At 42.4% G+C, this 16,211-nt stretch carries 19 protein-coding genes and 2 pseudogenes; 11 read left to right on the forward strand and 10 right to left on the reverse strand.

What is annotated here, in order from left to right; genetic code table 11:
- Positions 1-17 precede the first annotated feature (17 nt).
- From VL20_RS14345 to VL20_RS14355, 3 genes and pseudogenes are all read right to left on the reverse strand, one after another.
- The gene (locus VL20_RS14345) at positions 18-635 is read right to left on the reverse strand and encodes a COP23 domain-containing protein (RefSeq protein WP_052276882.1); all 618 of its coding nucleotides are present in this window, start codon (positions 633-635) and stop codon (positions 18-20) included.
- A gap of 46 nt (positions 636-681) precedes the next feature.
- Positions 682-1,671 (reverse strand): serine/threonine-protein kinase, encoded by a 990-nt coding sequence (locus VL20_RS14350; RefSeq protein WP_052276883.1) that lies wholly within the window; start codon positions 1,669-1,671, stop codon positions 682-684.
- A gap of 129 nt (positions 1,672-1,800) precedes the next feature.
- Positions 1,801-1,950, reverse strand: a pseudogene (locus VL20_RS14355) (IS630 family transposase); the annotation flags it as partial.
- 1 nt (position 1,951) lies between these two features.
- Between VL20_RS14355 and VL20_RS28845 the strand changes: the two are divergent.
- Positions 1,952-2,077 (forward strand): annotated as a pseudogene (locus VL20_RS28845) (phycobilisome rod-core linker polypeptide); the annotation flags it as partial.
- A gap of 89 nt (positions 2,078-2,166) precedes the next feature.
- Here the strand turns inward: VL20_RS28845 and mnmA are convergent.
- Positions 2,167-3,225 carry a tRNA 2-thiouridine(34) synthase MnmA gene (mnmA, locus tag VL20_RS14360; RefSeq protein ID WP_052276884.1) on the reverse strand — a complete coding sequence of 353 codons (1,059 nt, stop codon included), beginning with the start codon at positions 3,223-3,225 and terminating at the stop codon, positions 2,167-2,169.
- Between the two features lie 102 nt (positions 3,226-3,327).
- On the opposite strand from mnmA, the gene VL20_RS14365 reads away from it, so the two are divergent.
- Positions 3,328-3,972 (forward strand): hypothetical protein, encoded by a 645-nt coding sequence (locus VL20_RS14365; RefSeq protein WP_052276885.1) that lies wholly within the window; start codon positions 3,328-3,330, stop codon positions 3,970-3,972.
- Between the two features lie 477 nt (positions 3,973-4,449).
- Here VL20_RS14365 and VL20_RS14370 read toward each other — a convergent pair whose 3' ends face one another.
- Positions 4,450-5,427 (reverse strand): alpha/beta fold hydrolase, encoded by a 978-nt coding sequence (locus tag VL20_RS14370; protein ID WP_052276886.1) that lies wholly within the window; start codon positions 5,425-5,427, stop codon positions 4,450-4,452.
- 1,020 nt (positions 5,428-6,447) lie between these two features.
- On the opposite strand from VL20_RS14370, the gene VL20_RS14380 reads away from it, so the two are divergent.
- Positions 6,448-7,302, forward strand: a complete 855-nt coding sequence (locus VL20_RS14380; protein ID WP_052276888.1) for a universal stress protein — start codon at positions 6,448-6,450, stop codon at positions 7,300-7,302.
- Between the two features lie 3 nt (positions 7,303-7,305).
- Here the strand turns inward: VL20_RS14380 and VL20_RS31765 are convergent, their stop codons facing one another.
- Together VL20_RS31765 and VL20_RS14385 are read right to left on the reverse strand one after the other, a co-directional pair.
- Entirely contained in the window at positions 7,306-7,479 is a 174-nt protein-coding gene (locus tag VL20_RS31765) for a hypothetical protein (protein ID WP_167341548.1), read from the reverse strand.
- Positions 7,480-7,960: 481 nt separating this feature from the next.
- The gene (locus VL20_RS14385) at positions 7,961-8,929 is read right to left on the reverse strand and encodes an integron integrase (RefSeq protein WP_052276889.1); all 969 of its coding nucleotides are present in this window, start codon (positions 8,927-8,929) and stop codon (positions 7,961-7,963) included.
- A 298-nt stretch (positions 8,930-9,227) separates the two neighbouring features.
- Between VL20_RS14385 and VL20_RS14390 the strand changes: the two genes are divergently transcribed.
- The 8 genes from VL20_RS14390 to VL20_RS28870 all read left to right on the forward strand — a co-directional run bounded on the left by VL20_RS14390 (position 9,228) and on the right by VL20_RS28870 (position 14,703).
- Positions 9,228-9,491 (forward strand): hypothetical protein, encoded by a 264-nt coding sequence (locus VL20_RS14390; RefSeq protein WP_052276890.1) that lies wholly within the window; start codon positions 9,228-9,230, stop codon positions 9,489-9,491.
- A gap of 26 nt (positions 9,492-9,517) precedes the next feature.
- Positions 9,518-10,212, forward strand: a protein-coding gene (locus VL20_RS28860; protein WP_128575271.1) for an IS1 family transposase whose coding sequence is annotated in 2 segments (ribosomal slippage) — positions 9,518-9,860 and positions 9,860-10,212 — 696 coding nt in all. Because the reading frame shifts where the segments join, the coding sequence is not laid out codon by codon here.
- 74 nt (positions 10,213-10,286) lie between these two features.
- The gene (locus VL20_RS28865; protein WP_284525792.1) at positions 10,287-11,300 is read left to right on the forward strand and encodes a YwqG family protein; all 1,014 of its coding nucleotides are present in this window, start codon (positions 10,287-10,289) and stop codon (positions 11,298-11,300) included.
- A 55-nt stretch (positions 11,301-11,355) separates the two neighbouring features.
- The gene (locus VL20_RS14405; RefSeq protein ID WP_128575221.1) at positions 11,356-11,724 is read left to right on the forward strand and encodes a hypothetical protein; all 369 of its coding nucleotides are present in this window, start codon (positions 11,356-11,358) and stop codon (positions 11,722-11,724) included.
- A gap of 243 nt (positions 11,725-11,967) precedes the next feature.
- Positions 11,968-12,396, forward strand: a complete 429-nt coding sequence (locus VL20_RS14410) for a putative toxin-antitoxin system toxin component, PIN family (protein ID WP_079209789.1) — start codon at positions 11,968-11,970, stop codon at positions 12,394-12,396.
- Positions 12,393-12,638: a hypothetical protein gene (locus tag VL20_RS14415; RefSeq protein ID WP_052276892.1), complete on the forward strand. Its 246-nt coding sequence runs from the start codon at positions 12,393-12,395 to the stop codon at positions 12,636-12,638. Before VL20_RS14410 ends, VL20_RS14415 begins: the two co-directional genes overlap by 4 nt.
- Before the next feature lie 224 nt (positions 12,639-12,862).
- Positions 12,863-13,993, forward strand: a complete 1,131-nt coding sequence (locus tag VL20_RS14420) for a caspase family protein (RefSeq protein ID WP_052276893.1) — start codon at positions 12,863-12,865, stop codon at positions 13,991-13,993.
- Between the two features lie 15 nt (positions 13,994-14,008).
- Positions 14,009-14,703 (forward strand): IS1 family transposase gene (locus tag VL20_RS28870; RefSeq protein WP_128575271.1). Its coding sequence is split into 2 segments (ribosomal slippage): positions 14,009-14,351 and positions 14,351-14,703, totalling 696 coding nucleotides; the frame shifts between segments, so codons are not numbered across the junction.
- A 437-nt stretch (positions 14,704-15,140) separates the two neighbouring features.
- Here VL20_RS28870 and VL20_RS14430 read toward each other — a convergent pair.
- The 3 genes from VL20_RS14430 to VL20_RS14440 all read right to left on the reverse strand — a co-directional run bounded on the left by VL20_RS14430 (position 15,141) and on the right by VL20_RS14440 (position 16,160).
- Positions 15,141-15,533: a pepsin/retropepsin-like aspartic protease family protein gene (locus tag VL20_RS14430; protein ID WP_002753443.1), complete on the reverse strand. Its 393-nt coding sequence runs from the start codon at positions 15,531-15,533 to the stop codon at positions 15,141-15,143.
- Positions 15,526-15,744, reverse strand: a complete 219-nt coding sequence (locus VL20_RS14435) for a hypothetical protein (RefSeq protein WP_002753442.1) — start codon at positions 15,742-15,744, stop codon at positions 15,526-15,528. Before VL20_RS14435 ends, VL20_RS14430 begins: the two co-directional genes overlap by 8 nt.
- 191 nt (positions 15,745-15,935) lie before the next feature.
- Positions 15,936-16,160 carry a DUF433 domain-containing protein gene (locus tag VL20_RS14440; RefSeq protein WP_002753441.1) on the reverse strand — a complete coding sequence of 75 codons (225 nt, stop codon included), beginning with the start codon at positions 16,158-16,160 and terminating at the stop codon, positions 15,936-15,938.
- Between the last annotated feature and the right edge of the window lie 51 nt (positions 16,161-16,211).

Below are 16,211 nucleotides of genomic sequence, written 5' to 3' on the forward strand. Positions count from 1 at the left end.
AATTTTGTTTTTTGAGTCTAAAACGCTGCACCATTGTTTGGATTAGATGGCTGTTTTGGGGATTTTTCTACTTTCAAAACCTCAGATAAATCATAAAAAACTTGCTGCTTTTTACCAGAATTTTTAGAATCATTTACTCCTCTAGTTAAGGGTGTATTGTTATCAGGTGCTTGACGAATTTCCATAAGATCATCTAATACTGCATAAGGCTCATCCTTAGTTTCCAAAGTAAAGAGTAAATCATCTTGATCACAAGTAGCACTTTTGGATTTTACTCCACAGACAACGGGAACTTCTCGATCGCTAATCCAAGTTGCTACGGTAGCTGTGACATACTGTAGTCCATCCCGATCATAAATATCTTGGAATCGTCTAGAAACTTGATCACATCGTTTTCGAGGATTCCATTGATTACCAAAATAATAATTATCTGGTTTCCAAATAATTATAGTAAAATCTCTGTCTGAATTTGGATTATGGACAATAGTAGCTGGCACATTTTTACCTAAATATTGAGCATTTCCACAAAAAAACTTAGATTTTGTTGCAGCATTAGAATTTCCTTGACATCCTGATGTCAGCATTAGCAAACCAAATAAAAGTGAGACTGCTATTCCCGAAGTCTGACGCTTCATAAATCTTACTTACTCCTGTTAAACTTGTTCCTATTACCTTTATAGCTTAAAAAGCAGGTTGATGTTGTGTCTCATTGTTTTGTTGTCTCTCAGATAAATTGATCACCCCAATACCAATTACTCCTCCTAAAAGTAACATTAAAATTAGGGGAATAACGGCAATTTTACCCACTTTATTTTGTATAGATGAAGAATGAGACATAGAAACTGTTGGCGCAATGGTAGGGGAGACTCCCTGTAAACCTTGAATTGCTTGCAAAGCTTCTGTAGCTGAGGGATAGCGTTGTTGAAAATCTGGATGACTCATTTTAACTAAAATATCAGTAAATTTAGGTGTTGTTTTGACTTTATTTTGCCAATGTATTTCTCCTGTTTGACTATCAACTAATTGGGTAGGATAATATCCCGTTAACATCTGAATAGCAATCATTCCCACAGAATAAATATCACTGCTAAAGGTAGGTTTTCCTAGATTTTGTTCATTTGACATATATCCTGGTGTTCCTATTCCAATTGTCTTAGGTTGGTTTTGAGGATTACTTAAATTAATAATCTGTTTTACCGCACCAAAATCAATTAAAATAATTTTATTATCTCGTTTGCGTCTAATTAAGTTATCAGGTTTAATATCCCGATGAATAACGTTATGCTGATGTACAAAAGCTAAAGTTGATAATACATCTTCTAAAAATTCAATTACTGCTATTTCTTCCCATTGTTTCCCTAGTATAGTTTCCTCACCTAAAGGATGTCCCTCAATATATTCTTGAACGAGATAAAATTGATTATTTTCAGAAAAATGGGCAAATAATTGGGGGATTTGAGCGTGTTTTCCCAATTGATAAAGACTTCTTGCTTCTGTATCAAATAAACGCATTGCTATTTGCCAAGATTGGGGATCAGATTGGGGTTTAAGTTGCTTGACAACACACCAAGGATGATCTGGTAATTGGGTATCTTTAGCTAGAAAAGTTTCACCAAATGCACCAGAAGCAAGCGATCGCACAATTTGATAACGATGGACTAATAAATTCACCCTTATCTTACCTGCTGATAAATAGTGGTTATTATAGCATTGATTGATCCCCCCTAGTCCCCCTTAAAAAGGGGGGAACCGGATTCAAAGTCCCCCTTTTTAAGGGAGATCGCAGATATTGTATATACTTTAGACGTTCATAATCTGAGATTTATTAAACTTCTGAAATCGTAGAGTGAGCAACGAATCCAGTTCTTTTTTATGTTTCAGATGGACATCATTCAGACATTCATAAATAGCTGAAGAAAAGTCAGAAAAGTTTTCATAATATTTACCATAACCCAAAGCCGGCGATCCTTCCAGCTTCTTGGCTATGGCCCGGGGTCTCGGTAGCGCCAAAGGCAATCCTGTACCAAGAGTCTCCGCTATGAATATTAACATCGAGGCTTCTGTACCCCGTCGTTAATTTTTAGCTCAACCTGCTGGGGAGAGTCCCTAATTGGCAGAATGACCCCCGAACCATAATCAGGTTATTTTGTGAATTGGTGGCTCTCCCTATGGGGTTACTCCTGAGATAATCCCCCCACCGAGAACGATTTCCCCTTCATAAATCACGGCTGCTTGGCCCGGGGTGATGCTAAATTGTGGTTCATCGAAAACCAGCTTCACTTGCTCATTTTCTAGGGGAATAACATTGACAGGAACGGCCGGAGAACGATAACGGACCTGTACTTGAGCGCGGATAGGGGTGGTGGGTTCAGCAATAGAAACCCAGTTCATCCGTCCGACAAGACAATCGGCACTAACGGCACTGGCGCGATTACCGACGATAACCCGATTCATGACGGGATCGAGTTTTACCACATAGAGAGGTTCGGCGGCGGCGATGCCGATGCCTTTGCGTTGTCCGATCGTATAATGATGGATACCGCTATGTTTACCCAAAACTTTGCCATCGAGATCGACGATATCGCCCTCACTAACAGCGATATACTTATCCAAGAACGATCGCATAGTTCCGTGAGCTTCAATCAAGCATAAATCCTGACTATCGGGTTTATCTGCCGTTTTTAAGCCGAATTCCTGGGCAATTCTGCGGGTTTCTGCCTTGGTTTGTTCTCCCAAGGGAAATAAAGTCCCACGCAGTACATCTTGAGTTAGATCATAGAGAAAATAGGATTGATCTTTATTTTTATCGACGGCACGCAGCAGTTGATAACGGTTGTTTTCAGGAGAAAAACGAATTCTAGCGTAGTGACCAGTGGCAATAGTATCCGTTTCTAAGGTTTCCCTAGCATAATGCAGCATCGGGCTAAATTTTACCGCTTTATTGCACTGAGAACAGGGCAGCGGTGTGATTCCCGCTTCGTAACCGGAAACTAGATAATCAATAATTTCTTTTTGGAAAAGCTCGCGACTATCGACGATATGATGGGGAACCCCCAACTGCTCACAAATAAAGGCCGCATCTACCATCCCCTCGGAGCAGCATTGACCTTTACCCTTCATTAACCACAGGGTCAAGCCAATAACATCATAACCTTGAGCGTGTAAGGCGGCAGCGGCAACAGAGCTATCTACTCCCCCCGATAGACCGACAACAACTTTTCCCATAAACCTTGTCATGATTTTTAACCAATATACTTTCTAGACTAGCATCTCCTCCTTTAAAATTTGGACATGGTGTACCCAAATCTCGTGTGAGGACAAGCTAGTATGATGAGAACAAACCTACTGTTTTTCTCGGCCTTATTTTGGTTAAAAGTCGGGATAATCGCTCAAGCAACCGTGCTGCTAAAAGCAAACTTATCTTTTGCCCAGAATCTTTATCCCGGTCGTCGTTTGCCCCCACCGCCGGCGGTGAGACAACCAACTAAACGTTCAGACAGTCCCAGTGCTGTTAATTGTTCCCAATGTTCACCCTTAAATTTACCCCTCGTTAATTCTCCATCAGTTCGCCCCCCGGTGGCGGACGCAGTTTCCGGTAATCAACCCCTGAGAGAATACGTTTTTCAAGCTCCCGCTACCGTGCGTCCTGCCGATGCTACGCTGGTTAATAATCATAATCGTCAAACTGTCAATCCACCTGCTCCCACACCGCAAAATCGCACCAATAAACCCCCTTCTCCCCCACCACAGCAGCGGGTTATTGCGACTAATCAACTCTTTCGGGTTGAAGTTAGGAGTAATAGTACAGAAGCGTTGGCAAAAATTCAAGAAATTGAACCCCTCGCATTTATCCGCGCGGGAGAAAATGTTATTCAAGCGGGGTTATTTCAGCAACAATACCAAGCTAAACAACGGGTACAAGAGTTGACTAAACAGGGTTTTAGCGCTCAGATTATTACCCTCAATAATTAGGGTTTGCGGCAAAAAGTCTGTTGGTGGGGTGTAGGGTGTGGGGTGTAGGGTGTGGGGTGTAGGGTTTTATTCCCCCCCGTTCACTCCAATGGCTGACACTTTTTGATATCAAAAAAGTCTAAAAGTTTTATCGAACAAGGTTTTTAGATTTATTCAGCAAACCCTAATTAGGGTCTGCTGAATAAGTACGGGCGAAGCATTCGGATAGAAAATCTACGGTTTCACCGATAGGTTATTGCCCGAATGCTTCGCCCCTACAGGACGGGGGACGATGAAGACGCAAGGTTTTGAAGCAGGATTCTCTCAAAATCTGGCACCTGTTTCGCCAGAAAAGCCACAAAACCCTTACCTTGCCTACATTTCACATTTATTCAGCAAACCCTAATTAGGCAATAAGTCTCTAGGATTTCAGCTAATCTCGATCGAATCTCTTGCCTTTTGCCTATCCTAACTAGGAAGTTAACTTTACCTTATTACTTAGCACACAGAGTTAATTTTGTCAAGCAAAATTCTGACCGCATCGATCATCACATCCGGTTGATCCATCCAGACAAAATGACCACTTTTATCTGCTTGTATTTGCAGAAAATCTTTGGATAACTTGCTTAATTCTAGGTGCATCTCCTCCCGGAGTTGGTTGGCACTTTTGAGGGGAATAAAGCGAGTCCAAAGGGAAGGTTTAAAAAAAGAATTAGCTTTAATACTAACTATCGGTAAATTACCGAAATTGTTAGCCTCGCTCACCTGACGAGCGCTTTGGTCGAGATTAAACATTTCTCTACTCATCGTCATCCAGTGTTTAGCGCGACAGAAAGAACGCTTAACTCGATGACGAGAATCTGGGGAAAAGCGACGCAATTCTGGTTTTAATAATTCAAAAACTCCCAGAACTCTCAGAATTCGGATAATGCCTAAAATTGAGCCAATAATCGACATCAAAAATCCAGAGATGAAAAATAATTTTAATGCCTTTAATGCTGGCGACATTTTCAGCATTCCTTTGTCGTGTAAACCATCTGTGAGTACCAAACCTACTACTTTTTCTGGGAACAGATGAGCATACAGTCGAACATTATAACTGCCAAAAGAATCACCAACTAAAATATAAGGTGGTTCTATTTTTGCTTGGGTTAGTAATTTATCTAATTCCTGAACAATTTGGTAGCTAGTTCGGGGATATGGACTAGGATCACTCCAACCATAACCGGCTCGATCATAAATACAAACCCTAGCTAATTGTGACAATTCTTCTATCAAAAAATATCCCTCAATTCCCCCTAAACTATGGTCAATAATAATAGTGGGACTAGCCTCTCCTGCTAGACAAAAATGTAGGCGATATTTACCCAGATTAATCAAATTACCCGGAGGTGCTTTTTGTTCTTCTAACCAAACAGATAACGTCTGATAAACTGTCGTCGCTATTAGGATAATTACCCGAATTGATAAAGACATAACTAGACCTCTTGTAAAAATCAAAAATTCTCGTGGTTGCTGGAGAATTAAGAATGATTAAGTAGCTGGTTATAATTAAATTAAAAATGAATTTTAGGTTCGATCCCCCCTGCCCCCCTTGATAAGGGGGGTGCCGATCCCCCCTTAGTCCCCCCTTGTTGACATCCTCGCCGCCGTAAAACGGACGGCGATTCCTCACCACGCCACTTTTTTAGGGTGGTCGCGTCAACGGGGTTGACGCAGATAGCGAAAAACGCTTAATTGCTTAAGTCTGACTCTTTCGACCCGTCCGTTTTGAGTGTCCGGATGCCGGACGGCCACTTTGAACAAGTCGAAAAAATCTCATGTTCAACCTTATTTCCTAGAAAGTTTTACTCGTTCAAGGCCGAATTTGAATTCTTTTCTGAACAAAACCCCCTACTATCTGTTGTCAAGGTTCAGTTTTTGGCTCTTCTCGACTTTGTGTGATAATTTTTGCTTATGGAATTGTGAAATGCTTATCGGGCAAGACTTTTAGGGCTATTTTGACGAAGAAACCATCAGTATAGACCTCGTTTCCACACAGAAACCAGAAGAGCCAGTTTTTAGCTTGGTTATCGCTTTTTCCATTGTAGCTTAAAGCCGTCCTAAAAGGACGGGGTTTTAACCCAAATTTTCGATAAGGGGGGTGCCGATCCCCCCTGCCCCCCTTGATAAGGGGGGTGTCTGACAACTTTTAACACCTACCTACTTAATCATCAATTAAATGGTCGATTTAGCTGTGATTAAAAGAGAGCGCCAGCATTGCAACCAAAATATAATACAAATGAACGCTTGATCCGATGATTTTGAGCCAAGTATTTCTAGTCAATTAAGCATAAATACTTAAAACATCCTCAAATGCGAGCTGCTACGCAGTGCCTTCGGCATCGCATGAAGCTAAGAAAAAGCGCTTAATAAGTTGTTAAATTTCGAGAACAACATTAGCAGTATGCTGAAAATTAGCGAAAACTATTAAGATCATAGACCGAGTTTAATCTTATGCTAGAGAAAATACTATACGCTGATTCCGGCGCAGGTCAAACCCAAGAAATGCTACAAGCGTTGATGGATCTCCCGGCTATCCGGAAAGCGTCGATTACCATTCTCCGGGTTGTTCCCCCTCAGATTACCACCGAAGCTCTGGCCAGTAAATGGGAAGAGGGAACCCAAATGCTGACTAAAATCCTGCAAGAAGTCAAAATTGAACCCAGCAAAGTTTCCACTATTCTGCGCCAAGGAGATCCCAAAGATACCGTCTGTCAAGTTGCCGACGAAATCGGGGCCGATTTGATCCTGATGGGTTCCCGAGGACTGAAGCGACTGGAGGCAATTCTAGAAAATTCCGTCAGTCAATACGTCTTTCAACTGACTAATCACCCGATGTTATTGGTAAAAGACGATATTTACGTCAAAAAAATCAAAAAGGTGATGGTAGCTCTCGATAAGTCTAGTTCGGCTGATTTAGCTCTCGATCTGGCTATTTATCTCCTGCGGGATTATCCTTCAGCAGAGTTAATTCTGGCCCGCGTCAACCCCGACTTAAAACCGGAATTTGCCCCCACTTCCGCCAAAGAAATGGAAGAAAACCCGATTTTAGGGCCAGCAGTGGCAAAAGTAAAACGGATGAATATACCCTATCGCTGCGTGGTGACGGGGGGTAAACCGGGAGAACAACTCTGCAAACTCGTCGATGATTATAATGTGGATCTCTTACTGTTGGGTTCGCCCGATCGCCGTCCTTCCGTGGCTAAGAGTTTACCGGATCTCGATCGCCTTCTCGGTACTTCCCTCTCGGATTATGTGCGGGTTAATGTCAATTGTCCCGTCCTTTTAGCTAGAAAAGAAGGGATTTAGCCCCTATTGGGTGTAGGCAGGTAAGTCTTGACTCATTTGATTTAAGTTGCTGGCAATGGCTTTCATCGTCATAAAAGCCGAGCTAAAGGCGATTAGCTCATTTAAGGGATAACTTCGACTCTCAACCCGCAAGCTCAGTAACTGCTTCTCAAGAGATTCAATTTCTTGGATGAGCAATCCTAACTTTGGTGGGTTGAGAATTACCTAGGCAGCGATCGCAGTTTGTTATGCGGTCTCGCGTAGCGAGCGCGTTGCGACCGCTGGTAATTCATTTGGTTGCTAAAACTGTGAAAATTTGTTCGAGACCGGCAATCTTAACCGAGGCTCGCTCGACCCCGTGTCGGTTGAATGACAGTGACCACTGCACCTACTATCTAACAAAAATAGCATTTTCTGAATTAGAAATTATTTGTCTTGCTGACTTACTCAGAGTTTTATTATTATCTAACCACCAAAGCAAAATATGAGTATCTAGTAAATATTTTAAAATTACTCTCTTTCAAAACTGTTAATAATATCATCGGGTAAAACATCAAAATCATCAGCCATTTTTAGCTACTAATAATTAAGGTTCCAATATCGATAACGGTAGCAGTCAGAATTTAATAATTCCCTGGTTTATTATGTAAATTATAGACTATCTGTCATTACCAATCAGTCAATCATCAAGGGGACTTCTCACACCTCTGCCACCTCTGGCTAAAACGTGGGTATAAATCATCGTCGTCCTCACATCTTTATGACCTAACAATTCCTGCACCGTGCGAATATCATAGCCATTTTGCAGTAAATGGGTAGCGAAACTATGGCGAAAGGTATGGCAACTGACTCGCTTAGGCACGCCAGATAGCTGAACGGCTTGTTTGAGAGCTTTTTGGATGGTGCTTTCGTGGAGATGATGGCGGCGAGTTTCGCCGGAACGCGGGTCTTGGGATAGAGTGTAGGAGGGGAAAATATATTGCCAAATCCATTCACGGTCAGCCGTTGGATATTTGTGAGCCAGGGCAGAGGGCAAATAAACAGAGCCGTAACCTCTGTCTAGGTCTTGTCGATGTAGGCGTTGTACAGTTTGGAGATGTTCTTTGAGAGAGGCTTGAATGCGTTGGGGTAGGGGGGTTACGCGGTCTTCCTTGCCTTTGGTATCGCGGATAATCAGTTGATTTTGGGCAAAATCTACATCCTTGACGCGCAAATTGAGGGCTTCAGCCAATCTCAACCCGCTACCATAAAGGAGTTGAACGATAAGATGCTCTACGCCACTGAGGTGCTTCATGACGTTTTGCACTTCTTCTTTGGTGAGGACGGTGGGTAGGCGTTTGTGACCTTTTGCCCGTAAATATGTACTGATATTTTCCAGTTCAATTTTAAGAACTTCTCGATCAAGGAAAAGGATGGCGTTGAGGGCTTGGTTTTGGGTGGTGGCGGCAACGTTTTTATCAACGGCAAGATGGGTCAAAAAGGCTCTAATTTCTTCACCCCCCATTTCACGGGGATGTTTTTTCTGATGGAAGAGCAGATAACGCTTAATCCAGTCCAGATATGTTTGTTCGGTGCGGTAGGAGTAGTGTTTGAGGCGAATGGTTTCACGCACTACGTCTAGGAGTTTTCGAGGTGGGGGAGGGTTCATAAAAGAGTACGCTAATCGGCATAACACGCTTATTGTAATGTTATACGGAAAACTTCTTACGATCACTCGAATTTGGAATGATATATGGAAAGATTCTTTAAAAAATGCATATTTGGCGTGATATACGGAAAATTTCCGCATAATATATAGTTAGGCGAAGCCAATGATTCGCAAAGGAGGTGGTCACTATGATTTTGCTCTAATGCCAGAGATGAATCACAACTCATCAGGATTGACCGAACGTTTTTTGTCCGAGTCCATCCAATGATCATCAGTCAAGTCAAAAGGAGAGAAAACAATGGCAAAGCAAAGTTTCGACCTTGCTAAGTTACGACTCGGCATCTATCAGGATCGCATTTTTCTAGGGGTGCCACTCCAGGAACTGCTGGTGGCTGTTGAAATCACAGCGATTTGCCACTACCCCACGTTCACGATCAATCTGGATGCTGGTTCAGATATCGCCTATCACTTCGATGCGCGTTCCTCTGAAGGGCGAATTGTGCAAAATACCTGTGTTGCTGGAGCTTGGGGTGCAGGGGGAGAAATTTTGGGCGTTGCATAATAGAGATATGAATGGAGGAAATCAAAATGCAATGCCCTGAATGTAAATCTACCCATATCCGTAAAAATGGCATCAATAAACAAGGTAAACAAAATCATATTTGTGTAACCTGTGGCCGTCAATTTATTGATAACTATGAAAAACAGAAAGGCTATGACGAAAAAACGAAGCGAGAATGCCTAACTGCCTATGTTAATGGGATGGGATTTAGAGGAATAGAAAGGCTAAAGGGAGTTCATCATACGACCGTAATTAATTGGGTAAAATCTGTGGGAGAATTATTGCCAGTCGCCTATGACCCAGAAACAATTCCTGAAGTAGGGGAACTGGATGAATTGGAAACCTTTGTTGGCTCAAAAAAAACAAAATCTGGGTGTGGACAGCCGTTGACCACTTTAAAAAAGGAATTTTAGGTTGGGTAATCGGAGATCATAGTAGCGAAACGTTTCGCCCATTATGGGAATTAGTTAAGTCTTGGGGATGCTATTTTTATGTGAGTGATGGATGGTCAGTTTATCCATGTTTTATAGCAGAGGGCGACCATATAATTAGTAAGACTTATATGACCAGAGTAGAGGGTGAGAACACACGTTTAAGACATTATCTAGCCCGATTGCATCGCAAAACACTCTGCTATTCTAAGTCTACAGAAATGTTAGGATACTCTATTCGTTTATTAATTCATTATCTGAAGTTTCAAGAAGTGCCTATTCCTTACTGATTCATAGCTTAATTCAGCAACGCCAGTTCGTCTCTTCTCAGCCCTTTACCCTCAAGATTGCGGTTGAGCAAGAGTTGGTAGTTTACCTCAATGGCCGGGTGCTAACTCGGTATGCCCACTGCCTGCCTCTGACTCAAATCAATACCGTTCATATTGTTTATCCGCCTGAAAATTTGCAGGTGCAGTCAGTGCAGGTATTTGAGCAGACTGCACCTGCCATAGAGCAACCCCCATTACCACCGCAGGAGATAACCGATATGCCAGCGTTTCTGGAAAATTTGCCGCCTCAGTTTGAGCCGCTGCGATTGTTTCTGGAAGCCAACTTAGTGCCTTACATCAAATTCACGGCGACAGACGCGGGACATCTCAATTCTGCGAGCTTCCGTGGCCCCGCCGACTGGAGTGGCGATCCGTTAGAACTTTGGCAAAGTAAAATTGGCGGTCATCCTTACCTACCGAAAGGCACGAGCTATCCTACCGATGCCGAAACGGGTGAGATGATGATGTTTCTCATGCAGATCAACTGCGCCGATCTGCCGGTAATCGAAAGTCTTAACTTGCCACGACAGGGGCTTTTGCAATTTTACATCGGTTTAGATGTCCCCATGTGCACGCTGAGTCCTGAACAACACCGCGTTCTGTATTACCCCGACGTTTCTAAAGATAAAAATGACTTAATCACTGACTTTAGCTTTTTAGCAGAACCTGCTAGCTCTCTGGAATGGTACGACGATGTTTATGCCTTAAATTTTTCTGTGCAGCGGGACGTGTTCTGGAATGCTCGTCGGCAACTGGATGAATCGTTTGAGATGCCCGAAGCGTTGACGGAACTGGGGGAAGACTTTACTGAATGGATTTCAGACTATGAGGACGAGTGTACGCTGAGGCATGGGCGGATCAATAAACTGGGTGGATATCCAGAACTTCACTCCTATGTGGATGAAACCATAGAGGGATTTAGAGGACGCTTATTGCTAGAACTTCAACATCCTTTTGATATCGATAATAACTTTTACTTTTTTATCGAAGACTTGGATTTGGCAAACCTGAACCTTAGCAACGTTGAATCCTATTTCGTTAGCGTTTAATGGTGTAGTCAGTCGATGGAATCAAGCGATGCTAAGTTATCTATATCTTATACTCGTGGTTACACCGCTGATTGCATCTGGAGTGATCGCGTTTCTGTTCAGTCAATCTCTCATGTCGCTGTTGATGGTATTGGTGGGAGCGATCACTGGAACGATCAGCATTGTGCCGTTTGGGATTTTCTGGTTACAGCTTTTTCACCGTGACTGGATGGAATCACAAGCCGCAGGATTTATCTTTGTTCCTGTAATTTTGCCATTCTATGGTTATATCGGTGCGGTTGCTGGAGCGAGTCTGTTTGCTATTCTGTGCGGTTACGACAGGAACGATTTACCAGTAGTTGTATTTCAGGCGATCGCAATCTGTTGCACTGTGATGTTGGGGGATTCATTCCGGCTGCGATCTTTGCCATTCCATCTTTTGTGACATCAGCCCCTGAAGTGAACACGGAAGTAGAAAGAGTTGCGGTTGTACTTATTTTTGCGATATGTGTTGGGCTAGCAAGTTCCTGGCTTGCTAGTCAGTTGGCATATCTCCTTGTAATCCAGTTTGTTTAGGAAGTGCGATCGCCGATCTGGTAGGGTGCGTTAATGAAATGTAACGCACCTCATTTTTATCCTGTGATGATAGAGTTGAGTTGTACTGATAGTGATAGTTGTCTAGTTCCAAATGCCATTACCTCAAGTGGTTATTGATACCAACGTCATTGTTGCTGGGTTGAGGTCTAGGCGAGGTAGTGCATTTCAATTGCTCACGCTCATCGATACAGGGCAGTTTGATATACATTTGTCAGTGCCTCTGGTACTCGAATATACAGAAGTTTTACTGCGGGAATTGCCAAACCTTTGCCTGAGTCGTGAAGAGGTTGACGACCTAATTGATTTCTACTGTGCAGTAGGCGTACAGCATGAAATTTTCTTTCTTTGGCGACCATTCCTGCGCGACCCCAAAGATGAAATGGTATTAGAGCTTGCAGTCAAAGCAGGATGTCAGAGTATAATTACATATAACACTCGTGACTTTGCAGGCATAGAGCAGTTTGGGTTAAACGTGCTGGAGCCTTCAGAGTTTTTACGCTTGATAGGAAAGTTGCCATGAGTATAGTTCAAATTCAAATTCCTGACTCATTACAAAAAAGCCTGTATGATCTTGCTAGTCGTGATGGAATTTCTATAGATCAATTTATATCTACTGCGATCGCAGAAAAGCTCTCTGCTCTAATGACTGAGAATTACCTCAACGAAAGAGCCAAAAAGGGGAGTCGATTGAAGTATGAAGCAATTTTAGCAAAAGTTCCTGATGTAGAGCCAGAATCATATGATAGGCTACCAAATGTCTAACACTGCATTGGAGCCGACTTTATCAAGGGTCATCTGTAAAAGTCAAAGCCTGACTGCGGCGGCTCAACTTCACCGTTAGCGACCGACAGCGCTACGCACCTTCAGGGTGAAAGAAATTAGAAAAAAACCATAAGTGCATATACTCAGTCAAAATCTAATTTCTTAGAAGACGGAAACTTCCCTCTCAATGAACTTAATTCCACAATACCTACGGAGGCTAAACTATGGATCCAGTAACATTTTGTGTCGGCACAGTTATCATTGGCGTTACGTCAATAGCACTACAGCAATGGTTACTGTCGAGTGGGGATAAAAGGGTCTCAACGGAAAATTCTCCACCCACGAAAGAACCTCCAAAGCCCACTCGTTCCCCTCAAGTGTTTGTGCTTCAGGTTCTGCATGCAGTGCAAAATGACCCAGTGGCAGACGAACTGCAAGCAGATAAAGAGCTTTTTTGGAAACTCTTCTCAAATTCGGTTGTTTTGAGAGGGAGAAAAGTTCAAAGATTTGAAGAATCAACAAAACTTGGAACTCTTGGAAAGCTCGATGAATTGAGTAGATTGGCTGAATCTGGTGATACCGTTCTGATTTCAATAAGCTCCCATGGCACGCGAATAAAATCAACAGAAGAACCCGATGGAATAGCAGAATATATGGTGTTGGAAGATACAAATTTGAGCGATAGGGATTTTACAACACGGCTTGCGAAATTGCAGTTGGGGGTTAGAGCCTATGTCTTTGCCTCCTCGTGTCATGGCGGAGGATTTCTAAACGTATGGCAACCTCTTGAATGGAAGGCAAATGTCATGAGTTTTGGGGTAAATGAGGAGTTTAAAAATATTGTAATTCCGGGAACAATGCCATATTCACTGCTTGGCAAATGCTTCAGTCAGGTGCTAAAGAAAATCGAGACAAATAGAGAGATACTCTCCAACAAAGAAATTTTTAATCGTGTTAAGGATATTGCGGATCAATTATCTATCCATGCAGGTCCTGGTTATTCGGACGTTACCATCCAAATGGCGATTGTAACTTCTTCGATTCCTGAACAACAAGACTTCCTAAATGCCCCCTTCCTTTCTGAAAGAGTAATAAATACACAATCTAATCTCCCCGAAGTTACAGGTATTAGTTGGAACCCTCCTAACCCGGTGTATACAAATACTGCAATGACTATTTCTTGGAAATCTGTAGATAAGGCAGTTGAATATGATGTTATCGTTCTCCGTGATGATACTACTCAAATTCTGCATCAAGTAGTGAATAGCAACTCTTTAAATTATTCTCTTCAAGGGGCAGATATGTTTCATTCACTAACAGTAAAGATTTCTGGGCGTTGCATAATAGAGATATGAATGGAGGAAATCAAAATGCAATGCCCTGAATGTAAATCTACCCATATCCGTAAAAATGGCATCAATAAACAAGGTAAACAAAATCATATTTGTGTAACCTGTGGCCGTCAATTTATTGATAACTATGAAAAACAGAAAGGCTATGACGAAAAAACGAAGCGAGAATGCCTAACTGCCTATGTTAATGGGATGGGATTTAGAGGAATAGAAAGGCTAAAGGGAGTTCATCATACGACCGTAATTAATTGGGTAAAATCTGTGGGAGAATTATTGCCAGTCGCCTATGACCCAGAAACAATTCCTGAAGTAGGGGAACTGGATGAATTGGAAACCTTTGTTGGCTCAAAAAAAACAAAATCTGGGTGTGGACAGCCGTTGACCACTTTAAAAAAGGAATTTTAGGTTGGGTAATCGGAGATCATAGTAGCGAAACGTTTCGCCCATTATGGGAATTAGTTAAGTCTTGGGGATGCTATTTTTATGTGAGTGATGGATGGTCAGTTTATCCATGTTTTATAGCAGAGGGCGACCATATAATTAGTAAGACTTATATGACCAGAGTAGAGGGTGAGAACACACGTTTAAGACATTATCTAGCCCGATTGCATCGCAAAACACTCTGCTATTCTAAGTCTACAGAAATGTTAGGATACTCTATTCGTTTATTAATTCATTATCTGAAGTTTCAAGAAGTGCCTATTCCTTACTGATTCATAGCTTAATTCAGCAACGCCGATTTCTGCTCGTGCAGAGGGATATTTACCTGCCCCTTATGCTAGTAAAAGTTACTATTGCGGTAATTCGGTTGGTTGATATCAATCTAAATGACTATTTTTTGGGTGTTGCAGTCTACGGGAAAAGGTTATGCATGAGCAGGTCTAACAATTGCAATGCACCGGAACAGTTCAGTGCGATCGCTGATCTTGTAGGGTGCGTTCACTTCGTTAACGCACCTTATCTAATGTTCAAAATCCGTGCGTTACGCTAACGCTAACACAGGCTACATCATATCGATCGCCAGGATTAAGTGATTGCCAAAGCGATCGGGCATAACACAAGGCTGGGTTGACGGCAGGAAACCCAGCATTGCTTTTCTCTATCAACACTAACCAGAAGCGCGATCCCACCCAAAACACATCGACCCTTATTAGAAGCGGATAATTTCGATCGTGCATCGCGATCGTTGAAAACAGACATCAAATTCTCGAAAAAAGTTCGTTTGCCCAAGAATTAAGGGTATCTGAGAGGTTTTTGCCCAAGCAAAGGCTAGACGAACAGGTTCCAAATTCCCAATTTGAACATACACAAATAACCCTCGTGCTTCAACCCTTGCAAGATTTCCGGCCAATGGCAAGCGGACAGTTTGTTCCTCCCAAATTGCACCCAATTGCGGCCCGATGTCGTAAGGTAATAGATTGACCGTAGATCCGGTATCCAGCAGGGCATTCGCAGAAACAGAAAGGCCTGCATGACTCAGAGTGATGGGAATCGTGGGTAATGCTTCATCGTCGGAAAGGGGAAATTCGACTGTACTAGGCATGGGTAGATGCCTCTCGGTCATCCTGAATCATATGCATCAGAATATTGGCGGCTTCCGTGGCATCGTAGGGCGACCAAATCGGATACTCTGATGCGGAAAAGATAACCTGTAGTTCAGCATCCGGGATTTGTGCAGCTAGGAGTTTGAAGAGTGATAATTTGTCTGTCTGGCTCAGATTGTTGACCAGAAGAATTAACTCAGTGAGTGACATGGCTTAAACTTCTAGATATGCGAGAATAAATTGATCATAAGCGATCTGTGAGGTACGGTCTAACAATCCCGTTGCACACCGACCGTATCAGGTTGGTCGGTGCTGAGTAACAAGAACCACATCATGTCCAGCATCAATTAGAAATCTCGCAGTGATTGCGTAAACGTCTTGATCGAGAAGAAATTTCATTATTAAGCCGACACGAGTTTAATGTCTTCAGCCGCTACTAAAGCGATAGCATATTGCAGACAAGCACGAATGTCTTCAATTTGTAAATCAGGGTAATAATCCTGAATAATTATACTGAAAGAGAGTCCCTCATTTAGCAACTCAAGAACACTCTGCACAGTGATGCGCGTCCCTTCTATGCAGGGCTTCCCAAAATGAATTTGAGGGTTAACAGAAATTTTATACATTAGACCTCTTGCATAATTTTTTTATGGTATAATGGAGGGTTTTGCTTTTTT

The sequence above is a fragment of the Microcystis panniformis FACHB-1757 genome (genome assembly GCF_001264245.1).
GTDB classification, from domain to species: Bacteria; Cyanobacteriota; Cyanobacteriia; order Cyanobacteriales; family Microcystaceae; genus Microcystis; species Microcystis panniformis.